Raw genomic sequence first — 24383 nt, forward strand, 5'->3', positions numbered from 1 at the left:
TTCATTGAACGCGGAGATCATCGCCGTCGGCTCGGAACTGCTGCTTGGCCAAATTGTCAACACGAACGCCCAGTTTTTGTCGCAGCAGCTTGCCGCCTTGGGCATCAATGTTTATTTCCAGACGGTTGTCGGTGACAACGCCGGCCGCCTTGAGCAGGCGGTGAAAACGGCGCAAACGAGGGCGAATCTCATCATCTTCACCGGCGGTCTCGGCCCGACGAAGGATGATGTCACGAAGGAGACGATCGCCCGTTTGCTTGGCCGCCGGCTCGTCATCGATGAAGAGGCGCTGCGGGCAATCGAAGCGTACTTTGCCCGCGCCCATCGGCCGATGACAGACAACAACAAAAAGCAAGCGCTCGTTTTGGAAGGAGCGACCGTCCTGAAAAACGAAAACGGCATGGCGCCGGGGATGGCGCTCACCGTCGCGGGCATCACGTACATGTTGCTGCCCGGGCCGCCGAAAGAAATGCGCCCGATGTTTATCCGGTACGGGATCCCCTTTTTACGCGCTGCGTTCCCGCTGTCCGGACGCATTGAGTCGCGTGTGCTCCGCTTTTTTGGCATCGGCGAAGCGGCGCTGGAGACGGCGCTCGCCGATTTGATTGACGCGCAATCGAATCCGACGATCGCGCCGCTGGCCGGTGACGGCGAGGTGACGCTCCGCTTGACGGCGAAGCACGGGGACGCGGCGGAAGCGCAGCGGCTGCTTGATGAAGCAGAAGCGGCGATTTTGGCGCGCGTTGGCCGCTACTGTTACGGCTATAACGACGAAACGCTGTTTACGAAGACAAGCGAACGGTTAAAAGAAAGAGGATGGACGATCGCGGCGGCCGAGAGCCTGACCGGCGGGCTGTTTCTCGAACAGCTCACCGCCGTTCCCGGGGCGTCGCGGATCGTTCAAGGCGGCGTCGTTTGCTACACGAACGGCGTCAAACAACAGGTGCTTGGCGTGCCGCGGCCGCTTCTCGAAACGGACGGGGCGGTGAGCGAATCGTGCGCGCGCGTGTTGGCGGAAAACGTCCGTTCGCTATGCGGCGCCGATGTCGGCATCAGCTTCACCGGCGTCGCCGGCCCCGACCCGCTTGAAGGCCATCCGCCCGGCACCGTCTATATCGGCATTGCCATGCACGAGCGCGGCACCGCTGTCCGCCGTTTGACGTTGTCCGGCACGCGCGGCGACATCCGTATCCGCGCCGCCAAATACGGTTGTTTTCTGCTGCTGGAGCTGCTTGCGGCCGACCGCTGATCTCGGCCGCTCCCTCCTTTCACACCCTCCACCGCCCATCGTTTGTTTCCGCCGGATCAGCATGGCGATTGTTGCTAGTTTCCCCACCAAAAAAACGAATGAACGTTCGATTTTTTGCTTGGCAATGGTCAGAAAACGGTGTATAGTATAAGTAGCCTTACAAAAGGAGGAGGAAATGAGTGAATCAAGATCGTCAAGCCGCGTTGGAGCAGGCGTTAAAACAAATTGAACGACAGTTTGGCAAGGGGGCCATCATGAAGCTCGGTGAGCAAGTGGAACGAAAAGTTTCCGTTGTGCCGAGCGGTTCGCTGGCGCTCGATATCGCGTTAGGCGTCGGCGGCTATCCGCGCGGGCGGATTGTGGAAATTTACGGCCCGGAATCATCAGGGAAGACGACCGTTGCCCTTCACGCGATCGCTGAGGTGCAAAAGCGAGGCGGGCAAGCAGCTTTCATCGATGCCGAGCACGCGCTCGATCCAATCTATGCGCAAAAATTAGGAGTCAATATCGATGAACTGTTGCTTTCCCAGCCCGACACCGGCGAGCAGGCGCTCGAAATCGCCGAAGCGCTCGTACGAAGCGGCGCGGTCGATATTATCGTCATCGACTCGGTGGCGGCGCTCGTGCCGAAAGCGGAAATTGAAGGAGAGATGGGCGATGCCCACGTCGGCTTGCAAGCCCGCCTCATGTCGCAGGCGCTCCGCAAGCTGTCTGGCGCCATCAACAAATCAAAAACGATCGCCATTTTCATCAACCAAATCCGCGAGAAAGTCGGCGTCATGTTTGGCAATCCAGAAACAACGCCGGGGGGGCGGGCGCTGAAGTTTTACGCTTCCGTCCGCCTAGAAGTGCGCCGCGCCGAACAAATCAAGCAAGGCAACGACATGGTCGGCAACAAGACGAAAATCAAAGTCGTCAAAAACAAAGTCGCGCCGCCGTTTAAAACAGCTGATGTCGACATCATGTACGGCGAAGGCATTTCCCGCGAAGGGGAAATCATCGATATGGCGTCCGAACTCGACATCGTGCAAAAGAGCGGTTCGTGGTATTCGTACAAAGACGAACGGCTTGGCCAAGGCCGGGAAAACGCGAAGCAATTTTTGAAAGAAAATCCGCATATTGCCGATGAAATCGCCCGGGCCATCCGTCAACATTACGGCATTGACGGCAGCGAGGCGGGTGGTGAACCGCAGCAAGACGAGTTCGCGTTGCTTGAGGAATAAGCGCCCCGGAGGGTGTCCCGAAAGGATCGGGACACCCTCTTTCGTTGCTCGATATACGTACGGACTGCTTCTGCCGCACCATCGGTTGTGCTGATCTTGAAGGCGGACAACCTTTTGCGTCAGCCCCTTTCCGAGTTCGCTTTCCCAAACGTGACGGCGCGTCTATACGATGCGAAAGATAAGCGTCAGCTCCTTTCCATGTTCGCTTTCCCCTAGGCGGCGGGCGTGGGCCTGTGTAATATCTTGACAATTGCTACGGGCGCCTTTACAATGAACATGTATATTTGTCCATACGCATGGCGGGGTCAAACGATCGTCCGCCGCGGCGGGACGGGAAGATGCCGAAAGCCGCGCGGGCGATCGCTGTGCAAAATGGGTCGAGCCAATACGTTGAAAATGGGAACATCCATCCGCGCCAACGATGGCGGCGCGCGAAAAATGCAGGGGAACATTGAACAGCAAGAGGAGGTGAAACGATGGGTCCAATCATCATCTCCGCTTTGCTTGCCTTAGTCATTGGTGCCGTTGTTGGCTTTTTTGTTCGCAAATCGATTGCCGAAGCGAAAATTGGCGGGGCGAAAGCAGCTGCCGAGCAGCTGATCGAGGAGGCGAAACGCGAGGCGGACGCCTTGAAAAAAGAAGCGCTTCTTGAAGCCAAAGATGAGATTCATAAACTGCGTACGGAAGCGGAGCGCGACATCCGCGACCGGAGAAGCGAGCTTCAAAAACAAGAAAACCGTCTCATGCAAAAAGAGGAAAATCTCGACCGCAAAGACGAAGCGCTCAATAAGCGCGAGGCGCTGCTCGAAGCGAAGGAAGAAGCGCTAAACGAAAGGCAACAGCATATTGAACAAATGGAAAGCAAAGTGGAAATGCTCGTCCAACAGCAACAAGCCGAACTGGAACGTATTTCCGGATTGACCCGCGACGACGCGCGCCAGCTTGTTTTAGAGCGTGTCGAAAAAGAGCTGTCGCATGAAGTCGCCATGATGATCAAAGAGGCGGAAACGCGGGCGAAAGAGGAAGCGGATAAGCGAGCTAAGGCGATTTTGTCGCTCGCCATTCAGCGCTGCGCCGCTGACCATGTCGCCGAAACGACGGTTTCGGTCGTCAATTTGCCTAACGATGAAATGAAAGGGCGCATTATCGGGCGCGAAGGGCGGAACATTCGTACGCTCGAGACGCTGACCGGCATCGATTTGATCATCGACGATACGCCGGAGGCCGTTATTTTGTCGGGATTTGACCCGATTCGCCGCGAAACGGCGCGCATCGCCTTGGATAAGCTCGTCCAAGACGGCCGCATTCATCCGGCCCGCATCGAAGAGATGGTCGAAAAGGCGCGCCGCGAAGTGGACGAACATATTCGCGAAGTCGGCGAACAAACGACGTTTGAAGTCGGGGTTCATGGGCTGCATCCGGATTTGATTAAGATTTTGGGACGGCTCAAATTCCGGACGAGCTACGGGCAAAACGTTTTGAAACACTCGGTTGAAGTGGCGTTTTTAGCCGGGTTGATGGCGGCTGAGCTCGGAGAGGACGAAATGCTGGCGCGCCGGGCCGGCTTGCTTCATGATATCGGCAAGGCGATTGACCATGAAGTGGAAGGAAGCCATGTGGAAATCGGCGTCGAGCTGGCGACAAAATATAAAGAGCATCCGGTCGTCATCAACAGCATCGCTTCGCACCACGGCGACACCGAACCGACGTCGGTCATCGCCGTGCTCGTTGCCGCAGCCGATGCGCTGTCGGCAGCGCGGCCGGGAGCGCGCAGCGAAACGCTGGAAAACTACATTCGCCGCTTAGAGAAGCTGGAAGAAATTGCCGAATCTTACGAAGGCGTGGAAAAATCATACGCCATCCAAGCGGGCCGCGAAGTGCGGATCATGGTCAAACCGGATATGATCGACGACTTGGAAGCGCATCGGTTGGCGCGCGATATCCGCAAACGGATCGAGGAAGAGCTCGATTATCCGGGCCATATTAAAGTCACGGTCATCCGCGAAACGCGGGCGGTAGAGTACGCGAAGTAAAAAGTGGCAGGCTGTTGCCACTTTCTTTTTTTGCCCGTACAATAAACATAAACGGCGATCGCTGACGGTGATCGTGTTGAGGTAGAAAGGGATCTGGGATGAGAATATTATTTATTGGTGATGTGGTCGGCGCGCCGGGACAAAAAATGGTCGAGCACTATGTGCCGAAGCTGAAGGAAAAATACCGTCCCGATGTCGTCATCATCAACGGTGAAAACGCGGCCGGCGGAAAAGGGATCACCGAATCGATTTACCGATCGTTGCTTGCCTGCGGCGCTCATGCCATCACCTTAGGAAACCATGCATGGGACCAGCGCGAGATTTTTGAGTTTATCGATCAGGCGAAGGCGCTCATTCGCCCAGCGAACTACCCGTCCGGCACGCCGGGGACGGGGATCGTCTATGTGGCGACGGAACAAGGGGAAGCGGCGATCATCAATTTGCAAGGGCGGGCGTTTTTGCCGGCGATTGACTGCCCGTTTCAAAAGGCGGACGAGCTAATTGCCGTTGCTTCCGCACGCACGCCTGTCATCATCGTTGATTTTCACGCCGAAGCGACGAGCGAAAAACAGGCGATGGGCTGGTATTTGGACGGCCGCGTGTCCGCCGTCATCGGCACGCACACGCACGTTCAGACGGCTGATAACCGCATTTTGCCAAAAGGGACGGCGTATATTACCGATGTCGGTATGACCGGGCCGTACGACGGCATTTTAGGCGTCGATCGCGAAGCGGTGTTGCGCAAATTTTTAACCGGCTTGCCGGTCCGTTTTGGCGTTAAGGAAGGGAGAAGCCAGCTGAACGCCGTGCTTGTCGATGTGGACGCCAAAAGCGGACGGGCGCTTCAAATCGAGCGGCTGATCATTAATGACGATCATCCTTATTTTGAATAGTTCATCTTTTGAAAATTTTAAAAAATGTGTCCCTCCCTAGCAGGAATAGTTGTTGAAACCGTGAATATAGTTACTAATGAAGACCTTTTCACGAAATCATTTTTCCAAGGGGACGAGGGAGGAACTAGGGATGGAAATATTAAAAGTGTCAGCCAAATCGAATCCGAACTCTGTAGCCGGCGCCCTGGCTGGTGTGCTGCGCGAGCGCGGCGCGGCGGAGATTCAGGCGATCGGCGCAGGCGCGTTGAATCAAGCCGTTAAGGCAGTAGCGATCGCACGAGGGTTTGTGGCACCGAGCGGCATGGACTTGATTTGCATTCCGGCGTTTACCGATATTATTATCGATGGCGAAGAGCGGACCGCGATCAAATTGATCGTTGAACCTCGTTAACTCGATGATTGGCGAATGGTAAAATATAACCTGTTGGCGCCTTCAACCTTGAAGGCAGGCAGGTTATTTTGTTTTTGGTAGCGTCAAAAGTTCTATGAAAACTCCACACAGACCATCCCATTGAGCATCGTGGGGCATGCAGAGAGCCGGATTCGCCCTTGACCAACACCCACCAAAGGTGCGGAAGAGTCGTCAAGGGCGACGGGGACAAAAAAGAAGGCAATAGGAAAGCCGCCCTTGTTTTTACCGAATTTTACCTTTGGCGGTGTTCGGTTGGTCAAGGGTTCGCTTCGCCGAATCCGGCAGGAGTTCTGTTCAACGGGCTCTGGAGGACAAAAAAGTTAGGCTGCCTCGTTTTGAAGGAAGTCCTGAGCCATGGTGATGAGCTTCGTCCACCGGGCCGGCATATGCGGCAGTTCAGCGAGCTCCGGGATGACGACCGGTACCCGGCCTTCGAGCGCGCTATGCGGGCGCAGAAAGTTGAAATACGCCACAAACAGCGTCACAAAGGACACCGAGCCTTCCTCGGCGCCAAACCCATGGGTCGGGCGGTAGTTGCCTTTAAAGGTCCGGTTGAATCGCTCGATGATCTGCTTGAGAGGGCGAAACTCTTCCGAGACCGGATCTTCGTTGGTCAGGCCGATCACCTGGCGGACGTCAAACGAAATCCCGTGCTGGGCAAAGAAGTGTTGCGCCAACAGGTAAATCGGGTTGCCATCCACGACGAACGACAAGTCGTCTGGAAGGGACGGCAGCTTCCTGAGGACATCATTGATCGCCTTGATGGCCGAGAGCGTGTCCCGGTTGGGCGAGACGCGATAGGACAGCACGATCTTTTTGACGGCGTCAAACATAAAGAACAGGTAATGCCAGCGCCCTTTGACGCGAATATACGTCTCGTCCCCACAGAACGAACCGGACAGCTCATACGGGAACCGGTCGACAAAGGGCTTGATCCAAAGCGCGACGCTGTTGGCGTAGTTGAGCACCGTCTGATGGGAGATCGAGACGCCATGGATGTCCTTCAGGGCGGCGGCGGTTTCCCTCGAGGACATCCCAAAGTTGACGTAGTACGTCAACACGAGCCCCAACACGTGCGGCGACGCAGCCAGCCGGGACAAATCGACCTTCGGCTTGATGGGCGACGAGGAAGCCAACGGGAGAAAGTCAAACAAGAACTCCCGAAACAAATACCGCACCTTGAAGGCTTGAGGATCCTGTTGAAACTGTTGGCGCTCTTTCTTCGTCATCCGGCGAAGGTTGGCCTGGTAAAACGGGCAATCGTTGTTCTTGCACTTATAGATGTTGTATTCCTTGCGCTCCTTGATTTTTTCCAACGTCTTTTTGCAGTGCGGACAGCGAAAGACCGCTTGCTTGGTGAATCGGTTCCGGTGGTTGAACCGGCATTGGCACACTTTGCATTGGTATTGCCCTTTTCCGCCGTTATTGGCGTACAGGTAAGAAGAGGGAGCCTGGCAGCGAGGGCAGGTCAACGAATCCGGCACACGGTGTTTCGCCTTCGCGCGGCGCTGGATGGGCCGTAAAGGACGTCTGTGCTGGGCTTCATAGTCTGCCAACAGCTTCCGGTAATCAAGGGTTTCCGGCACATCGATGATCGGAAGGTCATCGACCTGAAGTTTCCGGTACGGCTTTTGGATGGGTTCGTCCCAGTCCTCGAGATGCAAGGATTTCCCCAATATCACACCCATTAAATACACAATGATTTGATATTGGGTCTTGATAATTTCGAGCAAATAGGCTAATAATTGAGGTAACAAAGCTTGTCACTCCTTTGTTTTGGCTGTTGGGTGTCGTTACCTCAATGATGGCCGAAAACAATGGGGGTGGCAAGCTTTTTTTCGTTCAATCGTTGAAACTCAAGGGAAAACCGTGAGTGTGGAGGATAAACTTTTGACAATACCTTGTTTTTTAAGGGGGAGTATACATGATTTTCGACGCCCATTGCGATGCGCTCATGAAACTGTGGCAAGATCGGTCCTTATCGTTCCGTGACGGACGATCGCTTCATGTGACGTTTTCGGGAATGGCGGAAGCCGGGGTGAAGGTGCAATGCTTTGCCATCTACATACCGGAAACGGTGCCGGAAGAGGCCCGGTTCACAGCGGCGCTTGAGATGGCCGATCTTTTTTTCACCCGCCTCATCGATGCCTTTCCAGCGATCAAGGTGGTGCGCACGAAGCGGGACATTGCCTCTCTCAAAGAGGGGGAGATCGGCGCGATGCTGACGCTCGAAGGCTGCGATGCTATCGGCTCAAACCTTATCAAACTGAAAACGCTTCTTCGTCTCGGTGTTGCGTCTGTCGGCTTGACGTGGAACTTTCCGAACGCCGTCGCCGATGGGGCGTGGGAAACGCGCGGCGCCGGGCTGACCGCGTTTGGCCGGCAAGTCATCGAGCTGCTCAATGAAACGAAACGGTGGGTCGATGTGTCGCACTTGTCGGAGCGAGCGTTTTGGGACGTCATCGAGGCGGCCCGCTTTCCGATCGCCTCTCATTCAAACGCGCATCGCCTTTGTCCGCATCGGCGCAACTTGACCGATGAGCAGATTGGCGCGCTGATCGAAAAAGACGGAGTCATCGGCATTACCTTTGTGCCGTATTTTTTGACCGATGACAAACGAGGGGCGACGGTGGCCCATGTGCTTCGCCATCTCGATCATATTTGTGCGCTCGGGGGAGAGCGCCATGTTGGCTTTGGCTCCGATTTTGACGGGATCACCCAGACGGTCGCCGGTCTTGCCTCGGTGAGAGACTACGCCCGGCTTGTTGACGAGCTGCATCGGCATTATTCCGCCGATCAAGTGAAACGGTTTTTGTTCGACAATTTTTATGCACATTTGCCGGAGTGATGAATGTCATTGAACAGCGGCTTGGCGTATCCTAAAATGAAAGGGGAATCATTGACCGCGCCGGCCGCTCGTTTTCAAGAGGGAAGGGAGTGGTCGACTTGTCAGAAAAGTGGTACAATAGCAGTGAAGGTTGGAGCGAACATAAAGGGGTGTAACGTATGATCGAACAGTTGTCATGGAAGGTGGGCGGCCAACAAGGGGAAGGGATTGAGAGCACCGGGGAAATTTTTTCCACAGCCTTGAACCGCCTCGGGTACTATTTATACGGGTACCGTCATTTTTCTTCGCGCATTAAGGGGGGGCATACGAACAACAAAATCCGCGTCAGCACGAAGCCGGTGCGGGCGGTCGCGGACGATTTGGACATCCTCGTGGCGTTCGACCAAGAGACGATTGATTTCAATTTTCACGAGCTTCATAGCGGCGGCATCGTCATCGCCGACGCCAAATTTGATCCGGCGATTCCAGAAGGAACGGGAGTGGCGCTTTACGCCGTTCCCTTCACCGACATCGCGACGGAACTTGGCAACCCGCTGATGAAAAACATGGTCGCCATCGGCGCGACGAGCGCTGTGCTCGGTTTAGACGCCGCCGTGTTCGAAAGCGTGGTGGCGGACACGTTTGCCCGCAAAGGGGCGCAAGTGGTCGCCAAAAACATGGAAGCGATTCGCGCTGGGGCGCGGTATATGGAAAAGCAGCTGGACGGCCGCGGCGAGCCGATGAAACTCGCTCAAGCTGATGGAAAACAGCGACTGTTTATGATCGGCAATGACGCGATCGCCTTGGGGGCCCTTGCCGGCGGCGCCCGTTTGATGGCCGCGTACCCGATCACCCCAGCTTCCGAAATCATGGAATATTTAATCAAAGCATTGCCTCGTTTCGGGGGGACGGTCATTCAGACAGAAGACGAAATCGCTGCTTGCACGATGGCGATCGGTGCCAATTACGCGGGCGTGCGGGCGTTTACCGCTTCCGCCGGACCGGGGTTGTCGCTGATGGCCGAAGCGATCGGACTGGCCGGGATGACGGAAACGCCGCTTGTGGTTGTCGATACCCAGCGGGGCGGTCCGAGCACGGGCTTGCCGACGAAGCAAGAACAGTCGGACTTGCTGGCGATGATTTACGGAACGCACGGGGAAATCCCGAAAATCGTCATGGCGCCAAGCACGGTCGAAGAAGCGTTTTACGACATGGCGGAAGCGTTCAACTTAGCTGAGGAATACCAATGCCCGGTCATCTTCTTGTCGGATTTGCAGCTGTCGCTTGGCAAACAAACGGTCGAACCGCTCGATTACGACCGCGTTGAAATTCGCCGCGGCAAGCTTGTCACCGGGGAATTGCCGCCGCTTTCCGGCAAGGACAATTTCAAACGGTATGAACTGACGCCGGACGGCATTTCGCCGCGCGTGCTGCCGGGGACGAAAAACGGCATCCACCACGTCACCGGGGTGGAGCACGCGGAGACAGGACGGCCGTCGGAAACAGCCGCGAACCGCCAAGCGCAAATGGAAAAGCGGCTGCGCAAGCTCGCGCATCTCCATTTTCCGACACCGGTGCATAAACAGCTCCGCCATGAGGAGCCGGATTTGCTGCTTGTCGGCTTCTTGTCAACGCGAGGCGCGATTGAAGAAGCGATGGAGCGGCTCGAACAAGACGGCGTCAACGTCAACCATGCCCATATCCGCCTCCTTCACCCGTTCCCGGCGGATGACATGCGCCCGCTTGTCGAAAAAGCCAAGCGAGTCGTCGTCATCGAGCAAAACGCGACCGGGCAATTGGCGAGCTTGTTGAAAATGAACGTCGGGCATGCCGATAAAATCGCCAGCGTCTTGAAATTCGACGGCAATCCGTTCCTGCCGGGCGATGTCTATACTAAATGCAAGGAGTTGTTCATGCAATGGCCACCTTTAAAGATTTCCGCAATGATGTGAAGCCAAACTGGTGTCCCGGCTGCGGCGACTTTTCCGTGCAAGCGGCCATCCAACGGGCGGCCGCCAATCTTGGGCTCGAACCGCATGAGCTTGCCGTCATCTCCGGGATTGGCTGTTCGGGCCGCATTTCTGGGTACATTCACTCCTACGGTTTCCACGGCACGCACGGCCGCGTGTTGCCGCTCGCCCAAGGAGTGAAAATGGCCAATCGCGATTTGACCGTCATCGCCGCCGGCGGCGACGGCGATGGGTTTGCGATCGGCATGGGGCACACGGTTCACGCCATTCGCCGCAACATCGACATCACATACATCGTCATGGACAACCAAATTTACGGGCTGACGAAAGGACAAACTTCGCCGCGCAGCGCTGCCGGCTTTCAAACGAAAAGCACGCCGCACGGATCGATCGAGCCGGCGCTGTCGCCGCTCGAGATCGCGTTAAGCGCCGGAGCGACGTTTGTCGCGCAAGGGTTCTCAAGCGACTTGAAAGAGCTGACAAGCTTGATCGAAGAAGGCGTCAAGCATAAAGGATTTGCGTTCATCAACGTCTTCAGCCCGTGCGTCACATACAACAAAGTGAACACGTACGAATGGTTCAAAGAACGGCTCGTCAAGGTGAGCGACATCGAAGGGTACGACCCGGCCAATCGCGAGATGGCGATGCAGACGGTCATGAAATACGATGGGCTCGTCACCGGAGTGATTTATCAAAACGAAGAGCAAAAGTCGTATCAAGAGCTTGTGCCGGGCTACAGCGCAGCGCCGCTTGCTGAGGCGGACTTGAAACTAGACAAAGAACAGTTCGAACAGCTTGTATCGGAATTTATGTAAAAAAGGAAACAACTGACACCCCGTAGGGCTTGTCCCATCGGGGGTTTTTTGTTATCATGATATGTTCCGGGCTTCCGGAACAATTCCCGTTGTGTTTCTTGGCAGTTGACGATATACTATGATAATGTGTAGTTTGGAAGAATTTTGCGAGAATCATGCAATGATGTTGGACAGAAAGGAGATCGCGATTGCGATGAACGAAAAACAACGTTTGGAGCAAACGGGACAAATCAAAACGGAAAGCCATCCAGCGGACAGAAAATCCGCCTTGGACCGGCTGAAAGCGAAAACGTCGAAAGACTATGAGAAATACTTCTCGAGCGTCTTTCTCCCGCCGAATTTAAAAGAAGCGAAAAAACGCGGCAAGGAAGAAGTGCAATATGTGAAAGACTTTGCGATTCCCGATGAATTCCGCGGCATGGGGCGCGGGCGGAAATTTTACATCCGCACGTACGGCTGCCAGATGAACGAGCATGACACGGAAGTGATGGCCGGCATTTTCATGGCGCTCGGCTATGAGCCGACCGACCGGCCGGAAGACGCAAACGTCATTTTGCTCAACACGTGTGCGATCCGCGAAAACGCGGAAAACAAAGTGTTCGGCGAGCTCGGCTACTTAAAGCCGCTTAAAACGACGAACCCGGACTTATTGCTTGGCGTGTGCGGCTGTATGTCGCAAGAAGAAGCGGTCGTCAACAAAATTTTAAAGCAATACCAATACGTCGACATGATTTTCGGCACGCACAACATCCATCGCTTGCCGTACATTTTGCATGAGGCGTACATGTCGAAAGAAATGGTCGTCGAAGTATGGTCAAAAGAAGGGGACGTCGTCGAAAACTTGCCGAAAGCGCGCAAAGGAAACATTAAAGCGTGGGTCAACATCATGTACGGCTGCGACAAGTTTTGCACGTACTGCATCGTCCCGTATACGCGCGGCAAAGAGCGGAGCCGCCGCCCGGAAGACATCATCCAAGAAGTGCGCCAGCTCGCCGCCCAAGGCTACAAAGAAATTACGCTGCTCGGGCAAAACGTCAACGCTTACGGGAAAGATTTCACCGACATCCAGTACGGCCTTGGCGATTTAATGGATGAACTGCGCAAAATCGATATTGCACGCATTCGTTTCACGACGAGCCATCCGCGCGACTTTGACGACCGGCTCATCGAAGTGCTCGCCAAACGCGGCAACTTGGTTGAGCATATTCATCTGCCAGTGCAATCAGGCAGCACGGAAATTTTGAAAATGATGGGTCGCAAGTATACGCGCGAGGAATATTTGGAGCTCGTCCGCAAAATCAAAGCCGCCATTCCGGATGTCGCGTTGACGACCGATATTATCGTCGGCTTCCCGAACGAGACAGACGAGCAGTTTGAAGAAACGCTGTCGCTTTACCGTGAAGTCGAGTTTGACTCGGCGTACACGTTCATTTACTCGCCGCGCGAAGGCACGCCGGCGGCGAACATGAAAGACAACGTGCCGATGAAAGTGAAAAAAGAGCGGCTCAAGCGGCTGAACGACCTTGTACAAGAAATCGCAGCCAAGAAAATGAAGCAATACGAAGGGCAAGTCGTCGAAGTGCTCGTAGAAGGCGAAAGCAAAACGAACCCGGATGTATTGGCGGGTTATACGCGCAAAAACAAGCTCGTCCACTTCGTCGGCCCGAAATCGCTCATCGGCCGATTGGTCAACGTGCGCATTACGCAGGCGAAGACGTGGACGCTGACAGGCGAGCTGGTGAACGAAGCGATGGAGGTGAAAAAGGATGGCAAAGTATACGCGGGATGATGTATTGGCGCAGGCGAAGCAGCTCGCCAAAATGATCGCCGAAACGGAAGAAGTCGACTTTTTCAAACGGGCCGAAGAAAAAATCCATCAAAACGAAAAAGTGCGCGCGCTGATCAACGAGTTGAAATCGCTGCAAAAGCAGGCGGTCAACCTCCAGCATTACGGCAAACGCGAGGCGTTGAAAAAAGTCGAGCAGCAAATTGACGCCATTTACGAACAGTTGTCGCAAATCCCGATCGTCAGCGAATTCCAGCAATCGCAAGCCGATGTGAACGATTTGCTTCAGCTCGTCGCCTCGACGATTTCCAATACGGTCACCGACGAAATTCTCGCTTCGACCGGCGGTGACGTGCTGCGTGGTGAAACGGGTGCCGCGCTTCGTCACAGCAAGCCCGGCGGCTGCCATTAAAACGCTGGCGGAGCGGAAGAGACGGGTCAAAAGCGTCCCTTAAGCGGGGGCGCTTTTTTTTCATCGGCCGATGGAAAAAGGAACATCGATCTTCTCCGGCCTCCTAGCGCTAACCGAAAGGATTGGGTCGGCGCTTCCGCCGCCAGCGGCAAAAAAGAAGGCACATCGAACGGAGCGGGCGCATACAATGAACTATACGGAATAATGATTCATTTGCTGTGCACATTAGCGGAGATGGCGCATAGGATGAAATGAAGATTCATTTGAGGAGGGTTCCGTTCGATGTCTGAATACAGGGAAATTATTACAAAAGCCGTTGTCGGCAAAGGGCGCAAGTTTACGCAATCGACCCATACGGTGACGGCGCCGAACCGCCCGTCAAGCATTCTTGGCTGCTGGATCATCAACCACCGCTATGAAGCGAAAAAATGCGATAAAACCGTCGAAATTCACGGCCACTACGACATTAACGTCTGGTATTCGTACAACAACAATACGAAAACGGAAGTCGTTACGGAAACGGTCTCGTACACTGATGTGGTCAAGTTAAAATACCGTGATAAAGACCATTTAATTAGCGACGACACCGATATTATCGTCCGCGTCATCCAGCAGCCGAACTGCCTCGAATGCACGATTTCGCCGAACGGCAACAAAATCGTCGTCGATGTCGAGCGGGAGTTCGTCGCCGAAGTGATCGGCGAAACGAAAGTATGCGTTGCCATCAACCCAGAAGGCTGCGGCCAAGACGATGATTTCTGCGACGATGATGACCTTGACGAGGAATTGGAAGATTTAAGCCCTGAACTGCTGCTTGGTGAGGAAGAGTAAAACTAGGAAATTTCTTTCCTAGTTTTTTCTTTTGCCGCTTGTTATAATAGTAGCGCAATCAATGAGCCTTCGGGCAAAAAAGGTTGGGAGAAGCAATGCCGTCGTATACACCGATGATCCAGCAATATTTGCATATTAAAGCACAATATCCGGACGCGTTTTTGTTCTTTCGGCTTGGCGACTTTTACGAACTGTTTTTTGACGACGCCATCAAGGCGGCGCAGGAGCTGGAAATCACATTAACGAGCCGCGACGCAGGCGGCGATGAACGGGTGCCGATGTGCGGGGTGCCGTACCATTCGGCGCAAGGATACATTGAACAGCTGATCGAAAAGGGATACAAAGTCGCGATTTGCGAGCAAGTCGAAGATCCGAAAGCGGCCAAAGGGGTTGTGCGCCGCGAAGTGGTGCAGCTCATCACCCCGGGTACGCTCATGGAAGGAAAGGGGCTTTCCGACAAGGAAAACTGCTACTTGGCGGCGCTTACGCCGTTTGCGGATGGTACATACGGATTGGCTTACGCGGATTTGTCGACCGGGGAAGTGCGGCTGACGCTGCTGTCGTCTTGGGAGGAGACGGCCAATGAGCTCCATGCTATTCGGGCGCGGGAGCTCGTCGTTTCGTCAGACAGCGATGACGGATGGGTGCGCGAGTTGAAAGAACGGTTCGCAGCGACCGTTTCTTATGAAGATGAAGCGGCGTGGCGGGACGAGTGGGATCGCGTCGCCGGGCACGTCGGGCAAGAAAAGCTCCGTTCAACGCTTGCCCGTCTGCTTCATTATCTTGTCCGCACGCAGAAGCGCCGGCTTGATCATTTGCAGCCGGCCGAACTGTATCAAGTCGACCAGTATATGAAAATGGACCGGCATTCGAAACAGCATTTGGAACTGGTCGAAACCGTCCGCTTGAAAGGGCGGAAAGGCTCGCTGTTATGGCTGTTGGATGAAACGGTGACGGCGATGGGCGGCCGTCTGCTGAAACAATGGCTCGACCGCCCGCTTGTGAACCGCGAGGAGATCGAACGGCGCCTCGATTTCGTCGAAACATTGAAAGCAGCGTATTTCGAACGTCAAGAGCTGCGCAGCGGACTTCGCAGCGTCTACGACATCGAACGCTTGGCCGGCCGCATTTCTTACGGGAACGCCAACGCCCGCGACCTCGTACAGTTGAAAAAATCGCTCCTTGAAGTGCCGGCGCTCCGCCGGACGGTCGGCGCGCTGCCGCTTTCGGAAGCCGGGCGGCTCGCCGAGCGGCTCGACCCGTGCGAAGAGCTCGTCGAGTTGCTCGAGCGTTCGATTCAAGAACAGCCGCCGCTTTCCGTCAAGGAAGGGAATATCATCAAAGACGGATATGACCAACGCCTTGATCGCTATCGTGACGCGAGCCGCAACGGCAAGGCGTGGATCGCCGAACTGGAGGCGAAGGAGCGGGAAGCGACCGGCATCAAGTCGCTGAAAGTGGGCTACAACCGCGTGTTTGGCTATTACATTGAGGTGACAAAGCCGAACCTTCCGCTCGTGCCAGAGGGGCGCTATGAGCGGAAGCAGACGCTCGCCAACGCGGAACGTTTTATCACTCCCGAGTTAAAAGAAAAAGAAGCGCTGATTTTAGAGGCCGAGGAAAAAAGCATCGAGCTCGAATATGAGCTGTTTGTCGCCATTCGCGAGCAAGCGAAGCAATACATCCCGCGCCTGCAGACGCTGGCGAAAGCCATTGCCGAGCTCGATGTGCTGCAATCGTTCGCCGCGGTGAGCGACGAGCGCCGCTACGTGCGCCCGCAATTTTCCACGGAGCGCGTCTTGGCCATTCAAGGGGGGCGCCATCCGGTTGTCGAAAAAGTGCTCGGCACGCAAACGTATGTGCCGAATGACTGCTATATGGACCGCGAGCGGGAAATGCTGCTCATCACCGGGCCGAACATGGCCGGGAAAAGCACGTACATGCGGCAAGTGGCGCTCACCGCCATCATGGCGCAAATCGGCTGCTTCGTTCCGGCGGAACGGGCGGTGTTGCCGATCTTTGACCAAGTGTTCACCCGCATCGGGGCGGCCGATGATTTAGCGGCCGGGCAGAGCACGTTTATGGTGGAAATGCTTGAGGCGCGCCACGCCATCGTCCATGCGACGCAAAACAGTCTCATTTTATTCGATGAGATCGGACGCGGCACATCGACGTACGACGGCATGGCGCTCGCTCAGGCGATCATTGAATATATTCACGACCGAATCGGTGCGAAAACGCTGTTTAGCACGCATTATCATGAGCTGACCGCACTGGAAGAGACGCTGCCTCGGCTTGTGAACGTCCATGCCCGTGCGGTTGAAGAAAATGGAAAGGTCGTTTTCCTCCATCAAATCGCCGCTGGTGCCGCCGACAAGAGCTACGGCATCCATGTCGCCGAACTGGCTGGGCTGCCCTCTTCGCTCATTGAGCGGGCCCGCTGTCTTTTGGCCGAATGGGAACAATCCACACCGAAGCGGGAAGCGGCGGAATCGTCTGTGCGCAGTCCGCAGGCCGATGAAGAGGACGCGCCTGCCAAAACAGGAGGACAAGCGGGCGGACGGCCGCCGAGCCGGGCGGCGGGCGAAAGAAAAGAGCGGGAGCGAGAAACGGTGGTCGAGCAGCTCACCATGTTTCCCGATCTTGCCCCCGCGCCTGTGGAAACCTCCCTTTCCCAAAAAGAAAAAAAGGTGCTCGCGGCGCTGAAAGACCTCCATTTGCTCGAGATGACCCCGCTGGAGGCGCTGAACAAGCTGTATGAGCTGCAAAAGCTCCTGAAGTAAGGGGGGAGAAGCGATGGGACGCATCCGCAAACTCGATGATTTGCTGGCGAATAAAATCGCCGCCGGCGAAGTGGTTGAGCGGCCGGCTTCGGTCGTCAAAGAGCTCGTTGAAAACGCCATTGACGCCCATAGCACAGCGATTGAAATTGAATTGGAAGAGGCCGGGATGACGAAAATTCGCGTCATCGACAACGGCGACGGAATGGAGGAAGACGATAGCCTTCTTGCTTTTGAGCGGCATGCGACCAGCAAAATTGAAGATGAGCATGATTTGTTTCGCATCCGCACGCTCGGTTTTCGCGGCGAGGCGCTGCCGAGCATCGCCGCGGTATCGGAAGTCGAGCTGGTGACAAGCACGGGAAGCGGCCCGGGCACGAAGCTGGTGCTTCAAGGCGGCCGGTTGTTGTCGCGCGAGCGGGCGGCAGCGCGCAAAGGGACCGATTTGACCGTATCGAACTTATTTTTCAATACGCCGGCGCGCTTGAAATATATGAAAACGATTCACACCGAGCTCGGCCATGCCGTCGATGTCGTTCAACGGCTTGCGCTCGCCCATCCCGACGTGTCGTTCCGGCTTCGCCATCACGGCAAAACGCTCCTTCTGACGAACGGCAGCGGCGATGTCCGGCACGTGCTCGCTGCCATTTACGGTGCCGAGACGGCGAAACAGATGATTCCGATGGAAGCGGAGTCGCTTGATTTTCTCGTCCGCGGCTACCTGTCGCCGCCTGAGGTGACGCGCGCCTCGCGCCATGCCATGTCGCTCGTTGTCAACGGACGCTACGTGCGCAGCGCGCCGCTGGTGAAGGCGATTGAAGCCGGCTACCATACCCTTTTGCCGATCGGCCGCTATCCGATCGTAGTTCTCGCCATCGAAATGGATCCGGTGCTCGTAGATGTCAACGTCCATCCGGCCAAACTGGAAGTCCGCTTCAGCAAAGAAGCGGAGCTGCAAGAGCTCGTTGCATCTGCCATCCGCGAGGCGTTCCGGCGGCGAACACTCATTCCGCCCGTATCAGCGGCCAACAAGACGGTCAAACCGAAAACGGAGCAAGCTTCGTTTACGTTCGCCCATCATGTTCATGAACCGCCCGCGGAGTCGGACAGCCAGAGGGAGAACCGCGAACGGGCAGGGACGATGCCGGGGCTTGACAACGAGGAGGCGAACGCGCGCATCGGTGGGGAAAGCGGACAGACGGGAACGATGCCCCCGTCTGCTGGGCGGCCGTTTTCCCCGTCGCCATCCGCTGACGTTGGAAACGGAGAAAAGGAAGACGCTGCCTCTGCTTCGCCCGTTGCTCGACCGCATGCGGATGGCGGGGACAAACCAGAGGCGCCGCCGCTGCCTGCTGACGGACAAACGGAGACAAAGCAAACTGATCGCCTTCCCCCGCTTTATCCGATCGGCCAGCTGCACGGAACGTACATCTTGGCCGAAAATGAACAAGGGCTGTATATGATCGATCAACACGCAGCCCAAGAACGGATCTATTACGAATATTTCCGCGAAAAACTGGCTCAAGTGTCTAACGAGGTGCAAGAGCTGCTCGTCCCGCTGACATTGGAATATCCGGCCGATGAATACGAGCGCCTCGTCGCCTGCCGCGACGAACTCGCCCGCTGCGGCGTGTTTCTTGAGCCGTTCGGTCCGCGGGCGTTTGTTGTTCGCTCCCATCCCGTATGGTTTCCGAAAGGGAAAGAAAAAGAAATCATCGAGGAAATGATCGCGGACGCGCTGGCAACCAAAACGGTCGATATCAAGAAGCTGCGCGAGCAAGCCGCCATTATGATGAGTTGCAAGCAGGCGATTAAAGCCAACCGTCATTTGCGCGACGATGAAATCTTTGCGTTGCTCGAGGCGCTGCGGAAGACGACCGACCCGTTCACCTGTCCGCACGGCCGGCCGATCATCGTCCATTTTTCAACTTATGAAATTGAAAAGTTATTTAAACGGGTAATGTAAATGGAGGGTGTCCCAAAAGGATCGGGACACCCTCTTTCGTTGCTCGATATACGTGCTGACTGCTTCTGCCGCACGATCGGTTGTGCCGATCTTGAAGGCAGACAACCTTTTGGGCTAGCCCTTTTTGTAATCGTTTTGTAATCTACTTTTCTTCGTTTTGTTACAGACGAGTTGTTTGGATTTTACTATAATGGCTCATGTGCAGGAATACATGCCGAATTTTGTAGAGTCATAGCGAATGTTGTCAAAAACGGATCAGAATATAGACAGCTAGGGGGATGCAGCGTGAAAAAGACGTTTGTGTGGACAAGCACGTTGATCGGTTCGCTGCTGGCCGGCCATTCTGCTTTTGCGGCCAGCTATACGGTGCAAAAAGGCGACACGCTTTGGGAGATTGCGAGGCACTATGATACGACCGTTGAGCGGTTAAAGCAGCAAAACCAGTTACCGTCCGATTTCATTTTTCCAGGCCAAGTGTTGCAAATCGATGAACAAAGCGGGAGCGAACAAGCTGTTACCAATACATACACCGTTCAGTCCGGCGACACGTTAAGCGGCATTGCCCAAAAATTTGGCACGACCGTGGAGGTGTTGCTCCAGCTGAATCCAAGCATTGCCGATCCGAATTTTATCCGCGCCGGACAAGCGCTGCAAGTAGCAGGGCGGGCAAGCGCAAATACATACACTGTCAAGCCGGCGGCCGCGGCTGTGAACGGCCAATACATCGTTCAAAAAGGGGATACATTGTCGGGGATTGCCAACCAGTTTCAAACGACCGTGGACCGCTTGTTGGCGCTGAACCCGCAAATTACGAACCCGCACGTGATTCGTGTCGGCCAAGCCATAAAAGTGGCCGGGGGGATGACGGCTGTCCGCGCCGAACAAAACGTATCGGCCGTCAAACCGGTTTCGGCTGAATCGTCCGTTTCACTGGCTGACCAAATCATCGAAATCGGCGAAAAATATTTAGGAGCGAGATATTTGTACGGGGCGAACCCGTCGCGCACCGATGTGTTTGACTGCTCGTCGTTTACGATGCGCGTCTTTAGCGAGGCGGGCATTTCGCTGCCGCGCTCGTCATCCGCTCAAGCGCAAGCCGGAAGAACGGTGTCGTTTAGCCAGTTGCAAAAAGGCGATCTCGTCTTTTTTGACACCGATTCAAACGGCACGATCAACCACGTTGGCATTTACGCCGGCAACGGGCAAATGATCAACGCGACTGTTTCGCTGGGGGTCACGTATTCATCGCTGACGTCTTCTTATTGGAAAACGCGGTTTGTCAAAGCGGTTCGGGTGCTTAACTAATGGAATAGAGAAGAGGCGTTTGGCCTGTCGCCTAAACGTATCACCGAAGGCGGCGGAAGGCTGCTCGCGTAAAGCGCTTTGTGGCTTTGGCGGGCGGCCTTTTTTATGCCGGTTCGCAGGCAATGAACGGGGCAAGGAGGCTTGACCGCTTTGCTTTGCAAATGGAAAAACTTCATAGGTTTTGTGCTCCGATTTGTCAATGGCCGCTTCTTGGAAGAGCGACGATCATGGAGATCGCCAAGTCGCTTTGTTTTCTGTGTCTAGCTGTCATCGTTTTTGGTTTGCAGCGCATATGATTTTGTGCGCCGGCGTTGGATCGTGTAAAATAAATTATTCGTAGTGGATAAAAAAGGAGGTCATTCGCATGAACAGCCGCTTATCGGTCATGGTCAGCATCGTCTTGGCGATGCTCGTCGCGTCGATGGATACGACCATCATGAATACGACGATGCCGATCATCGCGAACGAACTCGGCGGATTTTCTTTGTACGCGTGGGCGTTCGCATCGTACATGATTACGACGACGGTCTTGTCGCCGATCGCTGGCCGCCTCTCGGACTTGTTTGGCCGCAAAAAAGTATTCAGCTTTGGCATTATGTTCTTTTTAATCGGCTCGCTTCTTTGCGGCTTGTCGCAAAACATGGTGCAGCTTGTGGTGTTCCGCGCCTTGCAAGGGGTGGGGGCCGGGTTTATGATGCCGTTTCCCGCGATTATCGCCGGCGATTTGTTTCCAGTGGAAAAGCGCGGAAAAATCCAAGCGTTTTTTACGGCCATGTGGGGAATTTCGGCGGTGCTCGCCCCGCTGCTCGGCTCGTTGTTTGTCGAGTATGCGACATGGCGCTGGATCTTTTACGTCAACATCCCGATTTGCTTGCTCTCGCTTTTGACCTTGCTTCCGTATCAAGAAGTGTATGAACCGAAGCGGGCGGCGGTCGACTATATGGGCGCGGCGCTGTTTGCGGCGGCGATCAGCTTGCTTTTGCTTGTGACGGTCGTTGAACGAGGGCAATGGTGGTACGGTGCGGCTGGGGCGCTGTTGCTTGTCGCCTTTTATTATTTTGAAAAACGGCAGCCATCTCCGCTCGTGCCGCTGTCGCTTGTCCATCATCGGACGCTGAAATGGATGAACATTAACGGCTTTGTCAGCTGTGTCGCTTTGTTTGGGACGTCAAGCTACATTCCGCTGTTTTTGCAAAATGTCGCCCACTTGTCCGTGTTTATGAGCGGCGTGGCGCTGCTTGGCTCGTCGGTCGGCTGGATGATCGCCGCCGTGCCGGCGGGGAAGTGGATTTTGCGCTATGGCTACCGCTCGCTTCTGATCATCGGCAACGTGCTGCTTGTCGCTTCCGGCCTTTTGCTTGCCTTGCTGAACGAAAGCCATGGGTTTTGGTACGTCTTTTTCATCATGTTTTTGCAAGGACTGTCGTTCGGCTTGACGTCGACCGTTGGGATCATCGGTTCGCAGCAGCTGGCTGACGCTCATGAAAAAGGAATTGCGACGTCGTTTTTTATGTTTTGCCGCAATATCGGCACGGCGATCGGCGTCACAGTGATGGGGGCGTTTTTGGCGCAGGCCCCGACCTTTATAACCGGCATTCACCACCTGTTTTTGTTTGGGTTCATCGGCAGCATCGTTGCTCTTGCGACGTCGTTTTTAATCCGCGATCAAGCTGAGGCGGGCGGCAACACATGGGAGCCGGAAGGGACGGCGTAGGAGGTTAAGGTTTCCTCCGCCGCGGTCGACGGTCAACCCGACCGAACGAGCCGAAATGGACGGCGTAGCCGGTTAAGCCCGGGAAAAAGGATTACAGCCGGCGACAGTCAAAAGGGAGCGGCGGTCGCCTTCCGGTGTGCGAACGGGTAGCGCAAGCGTAACGGCGGACACGGATCACGGATCGGGGTCGGGACCGGACCACGATGCACCAGCGCGCCAGTTTGGCCGCGAAAAAAAGAGGCGTCTCTCCTGCTCGAACAGGCTAAACATTGCCGGCGCGTGATCCGATAATATAGAAGGAGCGGTGGAAATTTACTTGCAGATGGGGGATATGTCAATGAAATTGACCGTTCGTAAAAAACTGTTCGCCGGGTTTGGCCTCGTTTACGTGCTCATCGCACTGCTGGTCGGTTTTGCCTATTACGAAATTTCCGTACTGGACCGTACATATACGGACGTCATCGAAAAAAGGGTGCCCAAGCTAGTCAACACGAAAGAACTTGAGGTGCTTATCCGCCGTGAGGTTGGCAGCATGCGCGGCTACTTGCTGACTGGAGATGCCACATCCAAAGAAAACTTCGAAAAAGCGCATGAAGCGTACAAACAAACGAGCGAAAAACTGGCCGCTTCGTCAACCCAAGAAACGACAAAACAGCAGCTGGCCGAACTCGATTTGCTTGAACAGCAGTTTTATGAGCTCGGGCAAAAAACGTTTGAATTAAAGGATCAAAACAAGACTGAGCAATATACGGCGCTGATCGTGACAACGGGCCGCGATTTAACCACGCAGTTTGAACAAAAAATTGATCAATTGGCCGCGTTGCACGAGCGCGAGATGAAACAGGCGAACCGCGATGCGAGCGCATCGGCGGCGGCGGTTCTCCAGCTTGTTCTTATCGTCGGCGTCTTGACGATCGCGGTGGGGGCGGCTGTCAGCTACTATATCAGCCGCTCGCTGTCCCGCCCGCTGCTTGCTCTCACCGATGCGGCCAAGCGGATTGCAGCTGGTGATTTGCGCGAGGCGAACATAAGCGTGCGCAACCGCGATGAAATCGGCGAGCTGGCTGCCGCGTTCGAACAAATGGCGAACAATTTGCGTCAGGTGATTCAACAAGTGGCGCAAAATGCCGAACAAGTCGCCGCTGCTTCCGAACAGTTGGCGGCCAGCGCTGAGCAGACGAGCAAAGCGACCGAACAAATCGCCATGACCGTCCAGAGCGTCGCCTCGGGGGTCGACCAACAAATGCAAAGCGTTGAAGAAACATCGTCGGTCATTAATGCCATGTCGGAACAAATCGGGCAAGTTTCCGCTCGCGCGCAGAGCGTGGTCGCCATCGCTGCCGACACGTCAAAGCGGGCGGCTGACGGCGGAAAAACGATCGATGCGGGCGTCGCGCAAATGGATACCGTGAACCGCACCGTAGAACAGCTTGCCGGGGTGGTCAAAGGGCTCGGCCATCGCTCCGAACAAATCGGTTCCATTATTGAAGCGATCCGCACCATTGCGGCACAGACGAATTTGCTTGCCTTAAATGCGGCGATTGAAGCGGCGCGCGCCGGTGAACATGGCCGGGGCTTTGCCGTCGTCGCCGATGAAGTGCGAAAGCTCGCGGAACAATCGGCCGCCTCGGCGCAGCAAATCGCCGAGCTGATCGCCGCGATCCAAGAAGAGACGGCTCATGCCGTGGCATCGATGGAATCGGTCGTCAATGAAGTCGCATCCGGGACGAATGTAATCCGGACTTCAGGAGAAACGTTCGCGCAAATTCGCGCTGCCGTCGACGAAGTCGCGGCGCAAATCCGCGATGTATCCACCGCGGTCGGCGAGATGGCCGCTTCTTCCGAACAAATCGTCCGCTCTGTCCGCCTAGTCGCCGATGTCGCCGAATCGACGTCCGCCGGCGCGCAAGAAGTCTCGGCGGCGACGGAGGAGCAGCTGGCATCGATGGAAGAAATTTCTGCTTCTTCCGCCGCGCTGGCGAGAATGGCCGATGATTTGCAGGCGATTGTCCGTAAATTTTCGCTTTGATGGGGCTGACCGAAAAGGTGGTGTCCCTTCGAGATAAGGGCGGCATATCGGGCGACAGAAGCAGTCCGCACATAGATACGGAAACGGAAGAGGGCTGATCCAAAAGACGATCGCCCCTCAAGAAAGACATAACCTATC

At 55.4% G+C, this 24383-nt stretch carries 17 protein-coding genes; 16 read left to right on the forward strand and 1 reads right to left on the reverse strand.

Annotated elements, in window-relative coordinates; genetic code table 11:
- The first annotated feature begins 4 nt into the window (after positions 1 to 4).
- The 5 genes from ACTVIM_RS06335 to spoVS all read left to right on the forward strand — a co-directional run bounded on the left by ACTVIM_RS06335 (position 5) and on the right by spoVS (position 5789).
- Entirely contained in the window at positions 5 to 1249 is a 1245-nt protein-coding gene (locus ACTVIM_RS06335; RefSeq protein ID WP_445613972.1) for a competence/damage-inducible protein A, read from the forward strand.
- A gap of 179 nt (positions 1250 to 1428) precedes the next feature.
- Entirely contained in the window at positions 1429 to 2472 is a 1044-nt protein-coding gene (gene recA / locus ACTVIM_RS06340; protein ID WP_033023151.1) for a recombinase RecA, read from the forward strand.
- Positions 2473 to 2948: 476 nt separating this feature from the next.
- Positions 2949 to 4505 carry a ribonuclease Y gene (gene rny, locus ACTVIM_RS06345; RefSeq protein WP_033023152.1) on the forward strand — a complete coding sequence of 519 codons (1557 nt, stop codon included), beginning with the start codon at positions 2949 to 2951 and terminating at the stop codon, positions 4503 to 4505.
- A gap of 98 nt (positions 4506 to 4603) precedes the next feature.
- The gene (locus ACTVIM_RS06350; protein ID WP_445613974.1) at positions 4604 to 5398 is read left to right on the forward strand and encodes a TIGR00282 family metallophosphoesterase; all 795 of its coding nucleotides are present in this window, start codon (positions 4604 to 4606) and stop codon (positions 5396 to 5398) included.
- A gap of 130 nt (positions 5399 to 5528) precedes the next feature.
- On the forward strand, positions 5529 to 5789 hold the full coding sequence (spoVS, locus tag ACTVIM_RS06355; protein WP_003251598.1) for a stage V sporulation protein SpoVS: 261 nt from the start codon (positions 5529 to 5531) through the stop codon (positions 5787 to 5789).
- Positions 5790 to 6130: 341 nt separating this feature from the next.
- On the opposite strand, the gene ACTVIM_RS06360 is transcribed toward spoVS, so the two are convergent.
- Positions 6131 to 7567, reverse strand: a complete 1437-nt coding sequence (locus ACTVIM_RS06360) for a DDE-type integrase/transposase/recombinase (RefSeq protein WP_445613975.1) — start codon at positions 7565 to 7567, stop codon at positions 6131 to 6133.
- Positions 7568 to 7734: 167 nt separating this feature from the next.
- Here ACTVIM_RS06360 and ACTVIM_RS06365 point away from each other — a divergent pair, with 167 nt between their 5' ends.
- The 11 genes from ACTVIM_RS06365 (at position 7735) to ACTVIM_RS06415 (ending at position 24245) form a co-directional block, all read left to right on the forward strand.
- On the forward strand, positions 7735 to 8658 hold the full coding sequence (locus ACTVIM_RS06365; protein WP_445613976.1) for a dipeptidase: 924 nt from the start codon (positions 7735 to 7737) through the stop codon (positions 8656 to 8658).
- Positions 8659 to 8816: 158 nt separating this feature from the next.
- Positions 8817 to 10589, forward strand: coding sequence for a 2-oxoacid:acceptor oxidoreductase subunit alpha (locus ACTVIM_RS06370; protein WP_033023157.1), 1773 nt, complete (start codon positions 8817 to 8819; stop codon positions 10587 to 10589).
- Positions 10556 to 11422: a 2-oxoacid:ferredoxin oxidoreductase subunit beta gene (locus tag ACTVIM_RS06375; protein WP_033023159.1), complete on the forward strand. Its 867-nt coding sequence runs from the start codon at positions 10556 to 10558 to the stop codon at positions 11420 to 11422. The genes ACTVIM_RS06370 and ACTVIM_RS06375 overlap by 34 nt, the downstream gene beginning before the upstream one ends.
- Positions 11423 to 11615: 193 nt before the next feature.
- Positions 11616 to 13211, forward strand: a complete 1596-nt coding sequence (gene miaB, locus ACTVIM_RS06380) for a tRNA (N6-isopentenyl adenosine(37)-C2)-methylthiotransferase MiaB (protein ID WP_033023160.1) — start codon at positions 11616 to 11618, stop codon at positions 13209 to 13211.
- The gene (locus tag ACTVIM_RS06385) at positions 13189 to 13620 is read left to right on the forward strand and encodes a RicAFT regulatory complex protein RicA family protein (RefSeq protein ID WP_033023162.1); all 432 of its coding nucleotides are present in this window, start codon (positions 13189 to 13191) and stop codon (positions 13618 to 13620) included. Before miaB ends, ACTVIM_RS06385 begins: the two co-directional genes overlap by 23 nt.
- A 282-nt stretch (positions 13621 to 13902) precedes the next feature.
- Positions 13903 to 14451, forward strand: a complete 549-nt coding sequence (locus tag ACTVIM_RS06390; protein ID WP_033023165.1) for an outer spore coat protein CotE — start codon at positions 13903 to 13905, stop codon at positions 14449 to 14451.
- Between the two features lie 95 nt (positions 14452 to 14546).
- Positions 14547 to 17234, forward strand: a complete 2688-nt coding sequence (gene mutS / locus ACTVIM_RS06395) for a DNA mismatch repair protein MutS (RefSeq protein WP_033023168.1) — start codon at positions 14547 to 14549, stop codon at positions 17232 to 17234.
- Positions 17235 to 17247: 13 nt separating this feature from the next.
- Positions 17248 to 19197, forward strand: coding sequence for a DNA mismatch repair endonuclease MutL (mutL, locus tag ACTVIM_RS06400; RefSeq protein WP_033023179.1), 1950 nt, complete (start codon positions 17248 to 17250; stop codon positions 19195 to 19197).
- Between the two features lie 285 nt (positions 19198 to 19482).
- Positions 19483 to 20502 carry a C40 family peptidase gene (locus tag ACTVIM_RS06405; protein WP_033023180.1) on the forward strand — a complete coding sequence of 340 codons (1020 nt, stop codon included), beginning with the start codon at positions 19483 to 19485 and terminating at the stop codon, positions 20500 to 20502.
- A 364-nt stretch (positions 20503 to 20866) separates the two neighbouring features.
- A complete protein-coding gene (locus ACTVIM_RS06410) occupies positions 20867 to 22216 on the forward strand; it encodes an MDR family MFS transporter (protein WP_445613977.1) in 1350 nt (449 codons plus the stop codon).
- Between the two features lie 331 nt (positions 22217 to 22547).
- Positions 22548 to 24245: a methyl-accepting chemotaxis protein gene (locus tag ACTVIM_RS06415; RefSeq protein WP_445613978.1), complete on the forward strand. Its 1698-nt coding sequence runs from the start codon at positions 22548 to 22550 to the stop codon at positions 24243 to 24245.
- The last annotated feature ends 138 nt before the right edge of the window (positions 24246 to 24383 follow it).

The organism is Geobacillus sp. YF-1 (assembly GCF_052692335.1).

Excerpts from the sequence above, each read along its gene's own strand:
- rny (WP_033023152.1), top strand. The coding sequence starts at position 2,949 with ATGGGTCCAATCATCATCTCCGCTTTGCTTGCCTTAGTCATTGGTGCC.
- ACTVIM_RS06350 (WP_445613974.1), top strand. The coding sequence starts at position 4,604 with ATGAGAATATTATTTATTGGTGATGTGGTCGGCGCGCCGGGACAAAAA.
- spoVS (WP_003251598.1), top strand. The coding sequence starts at position 5,529 with ATGGAAATATTAAAAGTGTCAGCCAAATCGAATCCGAACTCTGTAGCC.
- ACTVIM_RS06365 (WP_445613976.1), top strand. The coding sequence starts at position 7,735 with ATGATTTTCGACGCCCATTGCGATGCGCTCATGAAACTGTGGCAAGAT.
- ACTVIM_RS06370 (WP_033023157.1), top strand. The coding sequence starts at position 8,817 with ATGATCGAACAGTTGTCATGGAAGGTGGGCGGCCAACAAGGGGAAGGG.
- ACTVIM_RS06375 (WP_033023159.1), top strand. The coding sequence starts at position 10,556 with ATGGCCACCTTTAAAGATTTCCGCAATGATGTGAAGCCAAACTGGTGT.
- miaB (WP_033023160.1), top strand. The coding sequence starts at position 11,616 with ATGAACGAAAAACAACGTTTGGAGCAAACGGGACAAATCAAAACGGAA.
- ACTVIM_RS06385 (WP_033023162.1), top strand. The coding sequence starts at position 13,189 with ATGGCAAAGTATACGCGGGATGATGTATTGGCGCAGGCGAAGCAGCTC.
- ACTVIM_RS06390 (WP_033023165.1), top strand. The coding sequence starts at position 13,903 with ATGTCTGAATACAGGGAAATTATTACAAAAGCCGTTGTCGGCAAAGGG.
- mutS (WP_033023168.1), top strand. The coding sequence starts at position 14,547 with ATGCCGTCGTATACACCGATGATCCAGCAATATTTGCATATTAAAGCA.
- mutL (WP_033023179.1), top strand. The coding sequence starts at position 17,248 with ATGGGACGCATCCGCAAACTCGATGATTTGCTGGCGAATAAAATCGCC.
- ACTVIM_RS06410 (WP_445613977.1), top strand. The coding sequence starts at position 20,867 with ATGAACAGCCGCTTATCGGTCATGGTCAGCATCGTCTTGGCGATGCTC.
- ACTVIM_RS06415 (WP_445613978.1), top strand. The coding sequence starts at position 22,548 with ATGTCAATGAAATTGACCGTTCGTAAAAAACTGTTCGCCGGGTTTGGC.